Below are 16,677 nucleotides of genomic sequence, written 5' to 3' on the forward strand. Positions count from 1 at the left end.
CGTCCGTTTCATGACCACCTCCTCGGCGGTCAGTAAAACCGGACAGTTCATTTGCTACTGATGCGGACAGATTACTTATCACTGACAGCACCCTGATCGCGTGCTGGCGCAGTGCGTCGGGGTCGCCAACGCCTGAAAGCATCAATAGTTGCGGCGTGTTGATGGCACCGGCGCAGAGGATCACTTCGCGTTCAGCCAGCACGGTGCGTTTACCCTTGGCCGTTGCCAGCTCAACGCCGAACGCTACGCTGTCTCCGATCACGTCTTCGATCAGCACGCGGGTCACCTGCGCGCGTGTCAGCACCTGCAAGTTACTGCGATTTCGTAGCGGATGCAGGTAAGCGCGAGCACTGGAGGCTCGCACGCCGTGGTCGATAAAGGCTTGCGCGATATGCAGCCCTTCTTGTTGAAAGCCGTTGTGATCCAGCGTGAAGGCAAATCCGGCCTGCTCGCCGCTGCGCAAAAAAGCGTCGTGCAGCTTGTGCGCGGCGCGGCAGCGGCTGATGAACAGCGGGCCGCTATCGCCACGGAAGGCATTGGCACCCCCCTCGAAGGTTTCCATTTTGCGAAAGTAGGGAAGGCACTGTGCAAAGCCCCAATCGGGCAGTCCCAGTGCCGCCCAGCCTTCAAAGTCCAGCGGGTTGCCACGGTTGTAAATCATGGCGTTGATAGATGAGCTGCCGCCGATGACTTTGCCACGTTTTTCATCGATCAAGCGTCCGTCAAGATGTGGCTCGGGACCGGAAAGATAACCCCAGCCCAATCGCTTGTTCTGATAGACAAAGGGCAGCGCGGCGGGCATGGCAATCATCGGCGAGCGATCCGTGCCACCGGCTTCTATCAAAAGGACACGGGTACCCGGATGGCTGCTTAAGCGATTGGCCAGCACGCAACCGGCGGAACCGGCACCGACGATAAGGTAATCGACAACATGAGTGGCTTGCGTCAAGAAGGTCTCCTTAATTGGCCGAATGGCGTTGGCTTGCCTGCACGGATTTTTTGGTTTGTTCGATATGCGCAGCCAAGAGCGCACAGGCGCTGTCGGTCTGGCCTTGGCGGCACAGTTCAAGCAGTTGGTAGTGCTCTTTTTGCGGGCGCTCCTTGCCGCTGGCACGCGACACCTGGCCACGCACAAAGCGGTCAAAATGCTTGCTGTTGGCATCAATCAGCGCAAGTAAACGCGGTTTGTGGCAAGGCGTGTACAGCGCCCAATGAAATTGGCGGTTCATCAGCGCCCAGCTATCCGGGTCACTTTGCGCGTCGTAGCGGCGCAAAATCTGCTCCGCCAAAGCAAAGTCTTCCTCCACCATTTGCGCGATGGCAAGGCGCAGTGCATGGCATTCCAATGCAATGCGGATTTCCAGCATTTCCAGCACATCGGCAAGCGATAGCGGAGTCACCCTGGCACCTTTGTTCGGTTCAATGCGTACCAGCCCTTCGGCTTCCAGTTGGCGCAGCGCCTCGCGTACCGGAATACGGCTGGTGCCAAATTGTTCGGCCAATTGGTCTTGGCGCAGTGGCATGCCTTGCGCCAGTTCACCGCTCAAAATGGCGTGGCGCAAGCCGTCGCAGACCAGATCGGGGGCGGCGCGTTTGTTGGGTTTGCGGTTCATGCACTGGCCTCGTTTTGTTCCAGCAGCGCTTGCCACTGCGCAGCTTCCAGCAGTACGTCTCCAGCGGCTTTCGCGCGCGCGCGCAACCTGCGCTCGCCGGGCACGCGGCTTTGCCCGGCCTTACGCAGTGCGCCAAGCAACTGCTCCATACGCCCGCCAAATAGCGAAAGTGCACTGCCACAGGCGGGGTCAATCAGGATAAAGGTCTGCCCGGTACGCGCCGTGGTAGCGCCGGCGGGCTTGCCTTGATTGACTTCAAAGGAAAAATCCGCACCGGCCAGTGCGGCACAAAAGATTTCGACCAACAGTGCAATGGAGGCACCTTTGTAACCGCCAAAACAGGAAAGCGCACCGCCATCCAATATCGCCTGCGCATCACCGCTGGGCTTGCCGTTTTTATCGACCCCACTGCCTTCGGGCAGCCTCTGCCCGTCGCGGGCGGCGGCCAGTACGTCGCTGTAGCTTAAAGTGGAAGAAGATTGATCAACCACCAGCGGCGGCGCATCTTTGCGCGGGGCGGCAAAGGCGAGTGGATTGGTGCCGTAAACACCGACCCGCCCGCCGGGCGCTGCAACCACCGGAATACTGTTGACCACAGAAAGCACCAGCAGTCCTTGCTCGGCAAAGGGTTCTACGTCCAGCGCCAGTGAACCTGCGTGGTGCGCATTGCGGATGGCCAGCACAGCCACACCATTGGCACGGGCTTTGGCTACGGTGAGCTGAAAAACCTCTGCCAGGGCGATAAGGGCAAAGCCGTTATCGGCATCCACTCGCACAAAGCCCGGTGCTACGTCTTCAATCTTGGGTTTGGCCGCACCGTTGACGTAGCCGCTGGCAAGGCTCTGGATGTAATCCTGCACTCGGTGCAGTCCGGCTCGGTCGCAGCCGTCACGCAGCGCCGATACACAGTTGTGTGCCAATAGCTGCGCGGCAGGCGCTGCATAGCCGCAGCGCGTCAGTAGCGCCGCAACCTGCGAAACGACTTGGTTAAAGGGTTTTCGGATCATTTGTTAGCGTCATTTGCAATAAACCGATAAAACCGTATCACGAAAGCACCTGCTCCATTAACGGGCGATGCGCCGCGGCGCACCGCCCTAGCGTTCAGTCCGCCATCACCGTCCAGCGTTCAATACGCATCTGGTGGCTGTCCCACCAGCCATCTACCGCTTCTTCCAAGGTTTTACCCGCGTTGATTTCACCGGTAATGGCAACCACCTCATCGATCCCGAGATGTACCGTGGCAATCGATTGACGCAAGCGGCGGTCGTCGTCCCCCAAAAAACCACGACGGGCAACCCAGTAATAGGCTTGTGGCGGGGCAAAAATGCCTTTGGGGTCTTTGAGAAACTTCACGTCAAAGGTCTGCATCATCCAGGACGGCGTCCACAGCATGGTAACGATCGGCTGTTTGCGCTCCATCGCACCACGCAATTCGGCTACCGCTGCCGCTGTGCTGCCACTAATCAGTTGGTAATCAAGACTATAGGCTTTAATGGCCTGTTCGGCCTCGCGCATCACGCCCGAGCCGGATTCCACACCGATAATCCGCCCGCGTACCTGATCTGCCACGCTGTTTAATTGCTCTATCGAATCAATCTCCATATACGACGGCACGACCAAACATTGATAAACCCCAAAATAAGCCGTGGAGATTTTTTCCAGTCGGTTTTTATAGCGGTTCCAGTGGTCGGCAGCGATAAAGTCAGTCGCGGTAATAAACAGGTTGATGTCCCCTTTTTGCAAAGCCGCATAGGCAATGCCCCATTCGGAAAAAACCGTTAGCTCTACTGGATAGCCTTGTTTTTCCAGAAATTTTTTGGTGACAAGTGCTACCGAGCGCGAGTCCTCCCAGGTCATTGACCCCATCTTGATGGTTTTTTGCTGCGCCAAGGCCAGGCTGCTTGCCAAGGCAAAGACGATGATAGCCATGTATTTCAACAGGTTACGCATAGAAACTCTCCTTTTATTGTCTTTTCAGTGCGTTTTTTTGCATCGAGTGCAGGCGAATCATAGTATACAATCAATATAAATTGTATAAAATTAAATTTGATTGCATGCCTGACAAGCACAAAAATCGCCCCCAAGGCGTACAGGAGACCCAGCCATGACCCATATGACCAATGATCCGCTGCTACAGCCCTTTACACTCAAGCATCTGCGCTTGCGCAACCGGCTGTTTTTGTCCGCGCACGAACCGGCCTACCCGGAAGACGGCATGCCCAAGGGACGCTACCGCGCCTATCACGTCGAACGTGCCAAAGCCGGTCTTGCGCTGACCATGACGGCAGGGTCTGCCGCCGTTTCGCGTGACAGCCCGCCGGTGTTCAACAATCTGCTGGTCTACAAAGATGAAGTGGTGCGCTGGATGCGCGAGTTGACCGATGCCTGCCACGAGCAGGGCGCGGCGGTAATGATTCAGCTTACCCATTTGGGTCGGCGCACCCGCTGGGACAAAGGCGACTGGCTGCCGGCGGTAGCGCCCACGCTTGAGCGTGAACCGGCGCACCGCGCTTTCCCCAAACTGATTGAAGACTGGGATATCGAGCGCATCCAGCAAGATTTTGCCGATGCTGCCGAGCGCATGAAAGCCGCAGGGGTGGACGGTATCGAGCTGGAATCGTTCGGCCATCTGCTTTCGCAATTTTGGTCGCCGATGAGTAACCACTTAGACAACGAATACGGCGGCAGCCTGGAAAACCGCCTGCGTTTCTCGCTGCAAGTGCTCGCTGCCATACGCGCACGGGTAGGTCCGGACTTTATCTTGGGGATACGTTACGTCGCCGATGAAGCCAGCCCCGACGGTTACGGAAAGGGCGAAGGGCTGGAAATTTCGCGCCGCTTGCGCGATAGCGGGCTGGTCGATTTTTTGAATATCAGCAAAGGCCATATCGAGACTGACGCCGGACTTACCGACAATATTCCGATTATGGGTATGGCCAGTGCGCCCTTTCTGGATTTGGCCGGGGAAGTACGCGCCACCACGAAATTTCCGGTATTTCACGCCACGCGCATTCAGGATGTCGCCACCGCACGCTATGCCATCGACAGCGGCAAGGCTGACATGATTTCAATGACCCGCGCCCATCTGGCCGACCCGCACATCGTGCGCAAAATTCTGGAAAAACGCGAAGCGGACATCCGCCCCTGCGTGGGTGCCAATTATTGCCTGGACCGCATCTACCAGGGCGGCATGGCACTGTGCATCCACAACCCATCGTCGGGGCGCGAAGAAACCGTCCCGCACCAGATTGATAAAGCCGCCCAACGCAAAAAGGTGCTGATTGTCGGCGCAGGCCCTGCCGGACTGGAAGCGGCGCGGGTCGCGGGCGAACGCGGACACCAGGTGCTGGTGCTGGAAGCCGCCGCACAGGCCGGTGGACAAATCCTGCTCAGCGCACAAAGCCCAAGGCGGCGTGAAATGCTCGGCATCACCGACTGGCGGCTTGCGCAGTGCGAGGCGCTCGGCGTAGTGATCCGCTACAACTGCTGGGCAGAGGAAGATACCGTGCTGGCGGAAAACCCTGACGTGGTCATAGTCGCCAGCGGCGGATTGGCGCATACCGAAGTGCTTAAAAGTGGTAACGAGTGGGTGCATTCAGCCTGGGACATTATCTCCGCTGACCTAAAGCCCGGCCGCAACGTGCTGATTTACGACGATGCAGGCGACCACGCCGGATTGCAGGCCGCCGAAATCATCGCCGCCAGCGGTGCGCGGGTTGAAATCATGACCCGCGACCGCAGCTTTGCCCCCGAAGTGATGGCCATGAACTTGACGCCCTACATGCGCAGCTTGCAGTGCAAGGACGTGCGCTTCACCGTGACCTGGTTACTCGAAGCCGTGCGCCGCGAAGGCGATACACTGGTAGCCACAATAGGCAGCGACTACGGCGGCGTGAGCAAAGAGCAGCGCCACGACCAAATCATCGTCAACCACGGCACCCGCCCCAATGACGAGCTGTACCACGCGCTCAAACCGCTGTCGCGCAACCTGGGCGCAATCGATTACCGCGAACTGATTGCCGGTCATCCACAAACGCGCCAAGGCAACCCGAACGGGCGTTTTTTGCTGTTTCGTATCGGCGATGCCGTCTCCGCCCGCAACACCCACGCCGCCATTTACGACGCGCTGCGACTGGTTTCGCGGCTCTAACGGAAACAGACCCTCACCATCCTTAGCTGGAGAATCCATGAAAACCAATATCCTTATCATCGGTGGCGGCGCTTGCGGTGCTGCACTCGCTTATTTTTTGTGCCGTCTTGACCGCAGTGTCTCGGTGACCGTTATTGAACGCGACCCGACCTACCAACTGGCCTCCACCCCACGCGCGTCTGGCGGGGTCAGGCGGTTGTTTTCGCTGCCGGAAAACATCGCGCTGTCGAATTTCAGCATCCCGTTTTTTGAAGACTTCCCCGAGCTGATGGCGATAGACGGCACGCCCGCCGACATCGGCTTCAAGAAAAACGGCTACCTGTTTATCGTGCCGCCGTCACAGCGCGACATGCTCAAGGAAAATTTCGATACCGAACAATCGATGGGCTGCAACGTCGTCTGGCTGGAGCCGGACGCGCTAAAGGCCAAGTTCCCGTCCATGAATGTCGCAGACCTTGGCGCGGCGGTGTATTCCCCCGATGACGGCTGGCTGGATCCGTACAGCGTACTGATGGGGCTGCGCAAAAAAGCCATTGCACTGGGTGCACTGTTTGTTGCCGATGAAGTCACCGGCTTTACCCGCACGGACACAGCAGTACGCTCAGCGCAGCTTAAATCCGGTGCAAGCATCCGCGCCGAGCAGTTCGTCAACGCCGCCGGAGCCTGGGCCAAAGACCTGTGCGCAATGCTCGGCTTTAGCGTACCCATCGAGCCGCTGCGCCGCTTTGAGCACTATTTTGAATGCACCGACCCGATCGAGCCCCTGCCCTATTTAAAAGACACCGAAAAACTGGCATTTCGTCCGGAAGGCATCGGCTATTCGGGCGGCGTGCCGACGCTGCACGAACCACGCGGCTACAACTTTGCCGCCGACCACGATTATTTTGAGCGTGTGGTCTGGCCTGCGCTGGCGCACCGCTTTCCGCAGTTTGAAGCCACCCGCTGCAAAAACACCTTACCTGGGTTGTACGACCAAAACGATTTCGACGGCAATCCGATTATCGGCCCGGGAGCGGACGGCCTTGGCAACTTCCACCTGCTCGCCGGTTTTTCCGGTCACGGCCTGATGCACGCACCCGGCAGCGGATTGGCACTGGCCGAACTGCTGCTAAAAGGTCGTTATGAAACGCTGGATTTAACCCGCCTTGGCTGGCAGCGTGTGGTAGACGGCAAGCCTCTGCCGGAGCGAGGGATTATTTAATCCTTCGCTACCCGCGTACTGCTCAATATTTTTGTCGTGCGCTACGCGGGTTTTGCAACACCATGTCACTCTCATCCTTTGCTGCACCGAAACTGGCTGTGCTAGCCTGTTTCCGCACGGCTGAATGCACCGCCGGTAGCGGTGCCATCAAATGCTTAAGGAGTGGATACCCATGATGGAAATCACCGCACACAGGATGGAACACAATCGCAACATGACTGCTTCATGAGCGGGCGCATGTCCGCCTCGCGAGGCTCAAAATCGCGTCTGATCGGGATGGGTGTCCGCCTGTTACAGGATACATTTTTATATCTGGGCGTTATCGCCATCGGCATGATGGTGACGCTTTCCGCTTGCGCTAGAAATGGTGATGGGACAATGGCAAAGAAAGTCACCGCAATTGAGGTCTATGGAGATCCCGCAGTGGCACAGCTGGCAGATGCGGCAGCCAAGGGCAACAAACGGGTGATTCAGGCGTTGGTGCGTCAAGGTGTGGACGTCAATGCGCGTGGAGATCAGAACACCAGCCTGCTGGAATGGGCATTTTTACACCGCAGCATCGACGGTATGCTGGCGTTGCTGGAAGCGGGCGCGGATCCGGCAATGGCTGATGACGACGGCGAGACGATCATGCATTTTGCCGCTTGGGCGGAAGACCCCAAAGCGATGGAAGCTTTATTGGCCGCCGCTGTCAGCCCGGATCTGCGCAACCCGAAAAATGGGCAGACCCCGCTGTTCACTGCCATCATGGCCGATCGCGAGCCGCAGTTCCGTGCATTGATCGCAGCAGGAGCCGATGTGAATGCCGAGGATCTGGAAGGGGAGCGGCCCATCCACCAAGCCGCCATGATCAATAACCTGGAACGTGTACTGGTACTGCTGGAAGCCGGAGCCGACCCACGCGCGGTGACTGGACGGGGTACGACCATCCAGACTTACATGAACAGGATGCAAGACTCTGCTCGCTCACAGCGAGGCCGTGAAAGGAAAGCAAGGGTTGAAGCCTGGCTGGTCGAACAAGGCGTAGAACTGGAACGCGAAACAAGAGACAAACCATGAAAATCATTGGCCACAAGGCGCTGCCTGCCGCTGAGGCAGCATTGGGTTATATAAAAAGCGTGCAAGGCGCGCAGAGCGGGCGCACTTTTCGCCTGGGCTGGTCGAAAGACTAATCAGCGCGATTGTTCCGATTGTGCCCGCCCCAGCCCAACTTGCTGCGGCAGACTTCGTAATAGTTGTGGGATAGTGGATGTAACAGGCGTAGTTTCTGCGCCTTTTTACGCACATGGATGGCATCCCCCGGGGCGCAGGAAAAATGATTCTGCCCGTCACAGGAAACCTGCGGATAAATCGAGAGGTTTTGCGCGACCACTATTTTTAGCTCGCTGCCGCCGTCAATCACAATCGGTCGACTGGACAGCGTGTGCGGGTACATCGGCACCACCACGATGGCATCGAGCTTCGGGTGCATGATCGGGCCGCCCGCCGACAGTGAATAAGCGGTCGAACCGGTAGGGGTGGCGACAATCAGACCATCAGCCTTTTGATTGCAGACAAACTGCCCGTCGATAAACAGTTCAAATTCAATCATCTTGGTCGATTTGCCGGGGTGCAGCACCAAGTCATTCAGCGCATCGCCCTGCCCGAGCATCTCGTCACCCCGGCGCACTTCGGCCTCCAGCAGAAAGCGCGTTTCCATATGGTAGAGACCGGCGAGCACTTCACGAATAGGCTCTTCCAGCGCATCCGGCGGAATATCGGTTAAAAAACCCAAAGTGCCGCGATTGATACCGAGCAGCGGCACGCCGCTTGCCACCAGCGCACGCGCCGCGCCCAGCAGGCTGCCGTCACCGCCGACCACAATCACCAAATCGCACGCCTCACCCAGCGTGCGCCAGGAGCAAACCTGCAAACCGTGCCCAGGCAGCGCTTCGGCGAGACTGTCTTCCAAAATCACTTGCAAGGATTGGCCAAGCAGAAACCGCTTTAAGCGGCGCACCGTATCCAGCGCTTTGGCGCTGCCCAAGCGCCCGATAATGCCGATAGTGCGAAACGATTTCATAGCCCTGCCCGCCTAGGGAAAGGTTTAGATTATGGGCAATACGCAAGAGCGCGGCAAATCAGACCCTCATGATGACTTCAATCCATCAAGTCGCGAGCAAGGCTTCAAGCCTCTGCTGGTCACGAGCAAACAGGCGGATGCCTTCGGCGAGTTTTTCCGTGGCCATTGCGTCTTCATTCAGTTGCCAGCGAAAGCTGCTTTCGTTTAACTGTTGAAGGGCTTCGGCGTTTGCCTTGGGGGACAGTTTGCGTTCCAGCACGCCTTGCTCGTCCGCCAGTTGTTGCAGCAGTTCCGGGCTGATGGTTAAACGGTCGCAACCGGCCAGTTGCTCAATCTGGCCGATATGGCGAAAGCTTGCGCCCATCACCACGGTCGGGTATTGGTGCGCTTTGTAGTATTGGTAGATACGCTTGACGGACTGCACGCCGGGGTCGTCTTCGGCGGTAAAATCCGCGCCGCTTTGTTTTTTGTGCCAGTCATAAATCCGCCCGACAAAAGGCGAAATCAAAAACACCCCCGCATCGGCGCAAGCAACGGCTTGAGCAAAGCCAAACAGCAGCGTGAGATTGGTTTGTATGCCCCGCTTTTCCAGCATCTGTGCGGCGCGAATGCCTTCCCAAGTGGCGGCGATTTTTATCAGCACGCGTGCAGGATCAATCCCTTCGTCTTGGTAAAGCTCCAGCAAACGCTGCGCACGGCTTAGCGTGGCCTGTTGGTCAAAGGACAGCCGCGCGTCTACCTCGGTAGAAATTCGCCCGGGAATCACACTTAAAACTTCCTTGCCGACCGCGACGGCAAACTGGTCGCAGGCCAGCAATAAGTCGGTTTTGGCCGTGCTTTTCGCGGCCGCAAGTAGATCTGCATAGCGCGGCAAGGCGGCCGCTTTAAGCAGTAGCGAAGGATTGGTCGTCGCATCGACCGGTTTTAAACGGACAATCGCCTGCATATCACCGGTATCGGCGACAACCGTGGTGAGCGCTTTAAGTTGTTGCAGCTTGGAAGGCATGTTTTTAACTTGGATAAAAGAGACGCAACCTTAGCGCCCAACACGCGGCGGTTCAATGGTGCGCGGCGGCCAAACGCGCGACCTCATCGGGCGGCAGTGACTTCAAACGATGGTCGCTCCAAACCTGCCGCCAGCGCCGCGCACCCTTTAGCCCATGCCGCAATCCCAGCATATGCCGCGCAATGGCGTGCCAAGGCGTGCCGTGCTCAAGGCGCTCGCGCTCCATGTAACGCACCATCTGCGCCTCGACCTGCTCGCGCGTGATATTAGAAGGCGGCTCGCGGTAATACTTTTCATCGAACGAAGCCAACCACCAAGGGTAGTGGTAAGCCGCGCGGCCTATCATCACGCCATCGACCTTCTGCAACTGCGCCTGTATCCGCTCATCCGTTTGAATACCGCCGTTAATCACGATGCAGCCATCCGCAAAATCGCGCTTAAGCTGCCAGACCACTTCATGGCGCAGCGGGGGAATTTCGCGGTTTTCCTTCGGCGACAGCCCGCCCAGCCAAGCGTTACGCGCATGCACAATAAAATGACGGCAACCGGCCTCAAACAAAGTACCGACAAAATCACGGACAAAAGCGTAGCTTTCATTTTTATCTAAACCAATCCGATGCTTGATACTAACGGGAATATCGACCGCATCCTGCATCGCCTTAAAACCATCGGCAACCCGCTTGGGGTTCTCCATCAAACAAGCGCCAAAACTGCCGCGCTGCACCCGCTCACTGGGGCAGCCGCAATTTAAATTCACCTCGTCATAGCCAAAGTCTGCCGCCAACTTCGCACACTGAGCCAACAGCCGAGGCTCGCTGCCCCCCAACTGCAAAGCCAGTGGATGCTCTTGCACGGAAAACCGCAAATAGCGCGCCGCATCCCCATGCAACAACGCATTGCAAGTCACCATCTCGGTATACAAACGCACCTTTTGGCTCAGCAAACGGTGGAAATAACGGCAATGGCTGTCCGTCCAATCGAGCATAGGGGCAATGCAAATTCTAAAATCCACTGATTTTTCTGGATTTTTACGGTTATTCATAAGGGTTGATACGGTCTGATGGGAGGCGGGGCTTTATACACGGGGATTGAACCACAACAACCCCTATCTGCGGCGCAAGTCGTTGAGTTTGTGGGACAAGCGGTGCATTATCGCAGCCGCCTGCCTGCTTTTAAGTCAATCTGTCGCTGGTGGATAAGTTTTGTTATTGGTCATCAAGGGAGAATAGCGCCATGTTGCTACGCCGTATGTTGTTGATGTTATTACTGGTAATCGCTGTGGTAGCGGGGCTTGCGATCTATAAAGTCAAATCCATCCAGCAACAGATTGCGCAATTTACTGCGCCGCGTCCGCCTATTGCGGTTTCTATGGCGCTTGCCGAACAACAGCCTTGGCAGGAGCGCCTGTCTGCCATCGGCAGTTTGACCGCCGCTCAAGGTATCGATCTCACTGCCGAAGTGGCCGGAACGGTGCGCGAACTGTTGTTTAAATCCGGCGAAAAAGTCAGTAAAGGCCAGCCATTGTTGCAATTGGATGATGCGGTCGAACGCGCCACACTGGCAGCGGCTGAGGCGGACTTGGGGCTGTCCAGGGTCGAATTTGAACGGATACGCACGCTTTTGGAGAAAAAACTCGCCTCGCAAAGTGACTTTGACCGCCAGTCGGCGCAGTTGCAGCGAAACAGCGCAACGGTGGCTCAATTGAAAGCCTTGCTCGCCAAAAAGCGCATCATTGCGCCCTTTGCGGGCACCATCGGGATTCGCCAAGTGGATGTCGGGGACTTTCTCAATGCAGGCACGTCCATTGCCACTTTGCAGGATTTATCAACGCTTTATGTGGATTTCTTCCTGCCGGAACAGGCTGTGCCACAACTGGCCGTTGGGCAACGCGTGCAGCTTGAGGTCGCCGCTTGGCCAGGGCAGTCGTTTAGCGGGACACTCACCGCCATCAGCCCCAAGGTCGATGAAGCCACGCGCAATGTGCAGGTACGCGCCAGCTTGCCGAATCCTGAAGAAAAACTGCTGCCAGGCATGTTTGCCAACTTGGACGTACTGCTGTCCGCAATACCACAGCGAATTGTGCTGCCGGAAACCGCCATAACCTACAGCCTGTACGGTAATTCGGTCTATGTGATTGTGGCAAAGCCCGCCGAAAATACAGAGGCTGAACAAACACTGACCGTAGAACGGCGTTTTGTTGAAACCGGTGCACGACGTGGTGGCAAAGTCGTCATTGTCAAAGGGCTTAACGCCGGTGAACAAGTGGTCAGCAGCGGTCAATTAAAACTCGATAACGGCGCACGGGTCGCCATTGCTGAAGATAATGCACTGAAATTGTCTGAAGCCGCGCATTAAGTGCGCGAAGTCATTGTTATATTTTGCACTGTCCGTTGATTATTTTTACTTGAAACCTAACAGCGAAAACTTGCGCGATCAATGGCCACTCAATAATCCCTTAATGCCAAGGATTTTATAATGACTTTTACCGACCCCTTTATTCGCCGTCCGGTGCTGGCCACCGTGGTTAGTCTGCTGATTATCCTGCTGGGTTTGCAGGCATTTAATAAACTATCCATCCGCGAATTTCCCGATATGGAAAACGCACTGATTACGGTAACCACGGCTTATCCCGGTGCCAATGCGGAAACCATTCAAGGCTATATCACGCAGCCGTTACAGCAAAGTTTGGCGAGCGCCGAAGGCATTGATTATATGGTTTCGCGCAGCCAACAGAATGTTTCCATTATTCAAATTTATGCTCGTATCGGCAGCAATAGCGACCGTTTGTTTGTGGATTTATTGGCTAAAGCCGGTGAAGTCAAAAACCAATTGCCGCAAGATGCCGAAGACCCGGTATTGTCGCGTGAAGCGGCAATGGGTTCGGCTTTGATGTATATCAGCTTTCACAGTGAGCAGATGAGTAAACCGCAAATTACCGACTACTTATCGCGGGTTATTCAGCCGAAACTGGCAGGATTGCCGGGACTTGCCGAAGTACAGATTTTCGGCAACCAAGTCTTTGCCATGCGCCTGTGGCTGGACCCGGTCAAAATGGCTGCTTATGGCGTAACCGCGAGCGAAGTTGCGCGCTCAGTACGTAGTTATAACTTCCTCGCCGCGGCCGGGGAAGTCAAAGGTGAATATGTCGTTACCAGCATTAACGCCAGTACCGATTTAAAATCGCCAGAGGCTTTTGCCAGCATTCCGGTTAAAACGGTTGGCGACCGCCGCGTACAAATCCGCGATATTGCACGGGTAGAAATGGGCGCACAGAGTTACAACGCGGTCAGTTCCTTTAATGGTATTCCTACCGTTGCTGTGGGCATTAAAAGTACGCCAACCGCCAACCCGTTGGATGTAGTCGCAGAATTACGCAAAGTATTACCAGAATTAGAGCAGCAATTACCGCCCGGGCTTAATCTGGCGATTGCTTATGATGCAACGGAATTCATTCAATCGTCCATTTATGAAGTGATTACTACACTGGCTGAAGCGGTATTGATTGTGATTGTGGTGGTGTTTTTATTTTTGGGCGCACTCCGTTCCGTGGTGATTCCAGTCATTACCATTCCGCTGTCGATGATTGGCGTATTATTTTTTATGCAGTTAATGGGTTATTCGATTAACCTGTTGACTTTGCTGGCAATGGTGCTCGCCATCGGCTTGGTGGTCGATGATGCGATTGTGGTGGTAGAAAACATCCACCGGCATATTGAAGAAGGTAAAACACCTTTTGATGCTGCATTACAAGGTGCACGGGAAATTGCCGTACCGGTAATATCCATGACCATTACCTTGGCTGCGGTTTATGCGCCGATTGGTTTATTGGAGGGTTTAACCGGCGCATTATTTAAAGAGTTTGCTTTAACCCTGGCCGGGGCTGTAGTGATTTCCGGCATAGTCGCTTTAACCTTATCGCCGATGATGTGCAGCAAGTTATTGCGTCATGAAGAAAACCCCAGCGGTTTGGCGCACCGTCTGGATAATCTGTTTGACGCCTTAAAACGCCGTTATCAACGCGCCCTGCACAGTCTGTTAAATACGCGTTCGGTGCTATTGGTATTTGCGCTATTGGTTTTACTGTTAATACCGGTGTTTTTAATGTTTACTGAACGCAAACTCGCACCGGATGAAGACCAAGGTATTGTGTTTATTGTAAGTCAAGCACCGCAGCCGACTAATCTGGAATACTTAAGCCATTATACCGACCCCTTCGTCAAGATTTTTAAGGAGTTTCCCGAATACTATTCCTCCTTTCAAATTAACGGCACCGACGGCGTGCAGTCTGCTATTGGCGGCATGCTGCTCAAACCCTGGAGCGAGCGAAAGCGCACGCAAATGGAACTGGTGCCAGAGGTCAGTGCCAAGCTGCAACAAATCCCCGGTCTTGAAGTGATTGCGTTTAACTTGCCCGCGCTACCCGGCACCGATGGATTGCCTTTTCAATTTGTGATTACAACGCCCGGCGATTATCAGACGCTGGCGGCGGTGGCTGAACGCGTCAAGGCACGTGCCCTGGAATCCGGTAAATTCGCGGTACTTAAGCTGGATTTGGCCTTCGACAAACCGGAAGTTAAGGTCGATATTGACCGCGAAAAAGCGGCGCAAATGGGCGTTTCCATGCAAGAGCTTGGCGCGACTTTGGCGATCTTGCTGGGTGAAGGGGAAATCAACCGCTTTACCCTGGACGGGCGCAGCTACAAAGTCATTGCCCAAGTGGAACGCGCTTATCGTGATAACCCCAGCTGGCTGGGCAGTTATTACGTAAAAAGCCAAAGCGGGCAGATGGTGCCGTTATCGGCCTTAATTAGCATCACCGATCTGGCAAGACCGCGCCAACTTAAGCAGTTTCAGCAACTTAACTCAGCTACGCTGGAAGGCTTCCCGATTGTCAGCATGGGCGATGCGATTGATACTGTGCTGCAAATTGCCCGTGAAGAAGCGCTCGCCGGTTATACCTTCGACTACGCCGGTGCCTCGCGCCAGTTTGTGCAAGAAGGCAACGCGCTCTACGTCACCTTTGCCCTGGCGCTCGCCATTATTTTTTTGGTACTGGCCGCGCAGTTTGAGAGCTTCCGCGACCCACTGGTGATTTTGGTCAGCGTGCCGCTGTCCATCTGCGGAGCACTGGTGCCGCTGTTTTTGGGGCTGTCCTCAATGAATATCTATACCCAGGTCGGGCTGGTCACGCTGATTGGCCTGATCAGCAAGCACGGTATTTTGATTGTCGAATTTGCCAACCAACTGCGCCACCAAGGCCGCAGTCTGCGCGAGGCGATAGAAGAGGCTGCCGCCATTCGTTTGCGTCCGGTATTGATGACCACAGCGGCAATGGTCTTTGGCATGCTGCCGCTGATTTTGGCGAGCGGCGCAGGCGCGGTCAGCCGCTTTGACATCGGCATGGTGATTGCTACCGGTATGAGTGTTGGCACACTGTTTACCCTGTTTGTGCTGCCTTGTGTCTATACCCTGCTCGCCAAAGCCGATGCACGACCCGCCCTACAACCGCAAACGATGACTGCATGAGCGCCCCCAACTACCTCCCCGAACAATACGATGTGCAGCTCGCCGCCAAATGCGAGCGGCTTAAGGCGCTGCTTGCACCTTTTGCCGCGCCAACGCTGGAAGTCTTTGATTCACCGCGCAGTCATTACCGCCAGCGTGCCGAGTTTCGACTTTGGCGTGAAAATGGCGAGCGTCACTACGCCATGTTTGCGCCGGGCGATAAGCATTCGCCGATATTTTTAGACGCCTTCCCCATTGCCAGTCGCCGTATCAATCAACTTATGCCGCAATTGGCGGCGGCCCTGCGGGCGAGCGAGGCGCTGGCAGGACGACTGTTTCAAGTCGAGTTTTTAACCACGCTGGCTGGGGATGCGCTAATTACCCTGTGCTATCACCGCCCGTTGGATGAGATTTGGCAGAGCGCAGCACAAGCACTGGCGGCGCAGCTTGAGGTCAGCCTGATTGGCCGTTCACGCGGGCAGCGTCTCGTAATTGGCCGCGATTATGTTTGCGAGGCGCTGCAAGTCGGCTCGCGCCGCTACCGCTATCGCCAGCCGGAAGGCAGCTTTAGCCAACCCAATGCCGATGTCTGCCAAAAAATGCTGGCCTGGGCCGTCGATGCGTTGGGGCAGCAGGAAGACGACCTGCTCGAACTCTACTGCGGCAACGGCAACTTCACCGTGCCGCTGGCAGGCGGTGTGCGCCGCGTGCTGGCGACCGAAATCAGCAAAAGCGCCACCAACGCCGCCCGCGCTAATCTGCTGGAAAACGCCATTGATAATGTGCAACTGGTGCGCCTGTCTGCCGAAGAAGTCGGCCAAGCACTATCCGGCGTGCGGGTTTTCCGCCGTCTGGCACAGGTTAACCTGTCCGATTACCAGTTCGGCACCCTCTTGGTAGACCCACCTCGCGCCGGTTTGGACAGCGCCACTTGCGCACTCGCCCAAGACTTTAAACGCATTCTTTATATCTCCTGCAATCCCGAAACACTGGTGGACAACCTGAGGCGGTTAAACGAAACCCACCAAATCCGCCGCTCGGCTTTGTTTGACCAATTCCCCTACACCCATCATCTGGAATGTGGCGTTTTGCTCGAAAAGCGCTAGAGTAGCGCCCCTTTTGTTACCGAACGAAACAATC

13 protein-coding genes are annotated in these 16,677 nt (G+C 55.9%); 6 read left to right on the top strand and 7 right to left on the bottom strand.

From position 1 onward, the window contains the following. From AXE65_RS00325 to AXE65_RS00340, 4 genes are all read right to left on the bottom strand, one after another. A partial coding sequence (locus AXE65_RS00325) for a GMC family oxidoreductase N-terminal domain-containing protein (RefSeq protein WP_193393224.1) occupies positions 1–949 on the bottom strand: 949 nt, incomplete at its 3' end. A gap of 10 nt (positions 950–959) precedes the next feature. After that, positions 960–1,613 carry a GntR family transcriptional regulator gene (locus AXE65_RS00330; protein WP_068386387.1) on the bottom strand — a complete coding sequence of 218 codons (654 nt, stop codon included), beginning with the start codon at positions 1,611–1,613 and terminating at the stop codon, positions 960–962. Beyond that, positions 1,610–2,620: an Ldh family oxidoreductase gene (locus AXE65_RS00335; RefSeq protein ID WP_068386390.1), complete on the bottom strand. Its 1,011-nt coding sequence runs from the start codon at positions 2,618–2,620 to the stop codon at positions 1,610–1,612. The genes AXE65_RS00330 and AXE65_RS00335 overlap by 4 nt, the downstream gene beginning before the upstream one ends. Positions 2,621–2,714: 94 nt before the next feature. Then, entirely contained in the window at positions 2,715–3,563 is an 849-nt protein-coding gene (locus tag AXE65_RS00340) for a glycine betaine ABC transporter substrate-binding protein (protein ID WP_079213971.1), read from the bottom strand. A gap of 163 nt (positions 3,564–3,726) precedes the next feature. Here AXE65_RS00340 and AXE65_RS00345 point away from each other — a divergent pair, with 163 nt between their 5' ends. The 3 genes from AXE65_RS00345 (at position 3,727) to AXE65_RS00355 (ending at position 8,023) form a co-directional block, all read left to right on the top strand. Beyond that, on the top strand, positions 3,727–5,763 hold the full coding sequence (locus AXE65_RS00345) for an NADH:flavin oxidoreductase (protein WP_068386471.1): 2,037 nt from the start codon (positions 3,727–3,729) through the stop codon (positions 5,761–5,763). Positions 5,764–5,800: 37 nt separating this feature from the next. After that, positions 5,801–6,964, top strand: coding sequence for an NAD(P)/FAD-dependent oxidoreductase (locus AXE65_RS00350; protein ID WP_068386393.1), 1,164 nt, complete (start codon positions 5,801–5,803; stop codon positions 6,962–6,964). A 237-nt stretch (positions 6,965–7,201) separates the two neighbouring features. Beyond that, positions 7,202–8,023: an ankyrin repeat domain-containing protein gene (locus AXE65_RS00355; RefSeq protein ID WP_068386396.1), complete on the top strand. Its 822-nt coding sequence runs from the start codon at positions 7,202–7,204 to the stop codon at positions 8,021–8,023. Between the two features lie 109 nt (positions 8,024–8,132). Here AXE65_RS00355 and AXE65_RS00360 read toward each other — a convergent pair whose 3' ends face one another. The 3 genes from AXE65_RS00360 to dusA all read right to left on the bottom strand — a co-directional run bounded on the left by AXE65_RS00360 (position 8,133) and on the right by dusA (position 11,074). Then, complete coding sequence (locus AXE65_RS00360; protein ID WP_068386398.1) at positions 8,133–9,026, bottom strand: NAD(+) kinase; 894 nt, start codon at positions 9,024–9,026, stop codon at positions 8,133–8,135. 85 nt (positions 9,027–9,111) lie between these two features. After that, on the bottom strand, positions 9,112–10,032 hold the full coding sequence (gene tal, locus AXE65_RS00365; RefSeq protein ID WP_068386400.1) for a transaldolase: 921 nt from the start codon (positions 10,030–10,032) through the stop codon (positions 9,112–9,114). Between the two features lie 52 nt (positions 10,033–10,084). Then, positions 10,085–11,074 carry a tRNA dihydrouridine(20/20a) synthase DusA gene (dusA, locus tag AXE65_RS00370; RefSeq protein ID WP_068386403.1) on the bottom strand — a complete coding sequence of 330 codons (990 nt, stop codon included), beginning with the start codon at positions 11,072–11,074 and terminating at the stop codon, positions 10,085–10,087. Between the two features lie 191 nt (positions 11,075–11,265). On the opposite strand from dusA, the gene AXE65_RS00375 reads away from it, so the two are divergent. The 3 genes from AXE65_RS00375 to trmA all read left to right on the top strand — a co-directional run bounded on the left by AXE65_RS00375 (position 11,266) and on the right by trmA (position 16,643). After that, positions 11,266–12,387 carry an efflux RND transporter periplasmic adaptor subunit gene (locus AXE65_RS00375; RefSeq protein ID WP_068386405.1) on the top strand — a complete coding sequence of 374 codons (1,122 nt, stop codon included), beginning with the start codon at positions 11,266–11,268 and terminating at the stop codon, positions 12,385–12,387. Positions 12,388–12,507: 120 nt separating this feature from the next. Then, positions 12,508–15,558: a multidrug efflux RND transporter permease subunit gene (locus AXE65_RS00380; protein WP_068386408.1), complete on the top strand. Its 3,051-nt coding sequence runs from the start codon at positions 12,508–12,510 to the stop codon at positions 15,556–15,558. Then, entirely contained in the window at positions 15,555–16,643 is a 1,089-nt protein-coding gene (gene trmA / locus AXE65_RS00385) for a tRNA (uridine(54)-C5)-methyltransferase TrmA (RefSeq protein ID WP_068386411.1), read from the top strand. The genes AXE65_RS00380 and trmA overlap by 4 nt, the downstream gene beginning before the upstream one ends. The last annotated feature ends 34 nt before the right edge of the window (positions 16,644–16,677 follow it).

Source organism: Ventosimonas gracilis (assembly GCF_001580025.1).
Lineage (GTDB): Bacteria > Pseudomonadota > Gammaproteobacteria > Pseudomonadales > Pseudomonadaceae > Ventosimonas > Ventosimonas gracilis.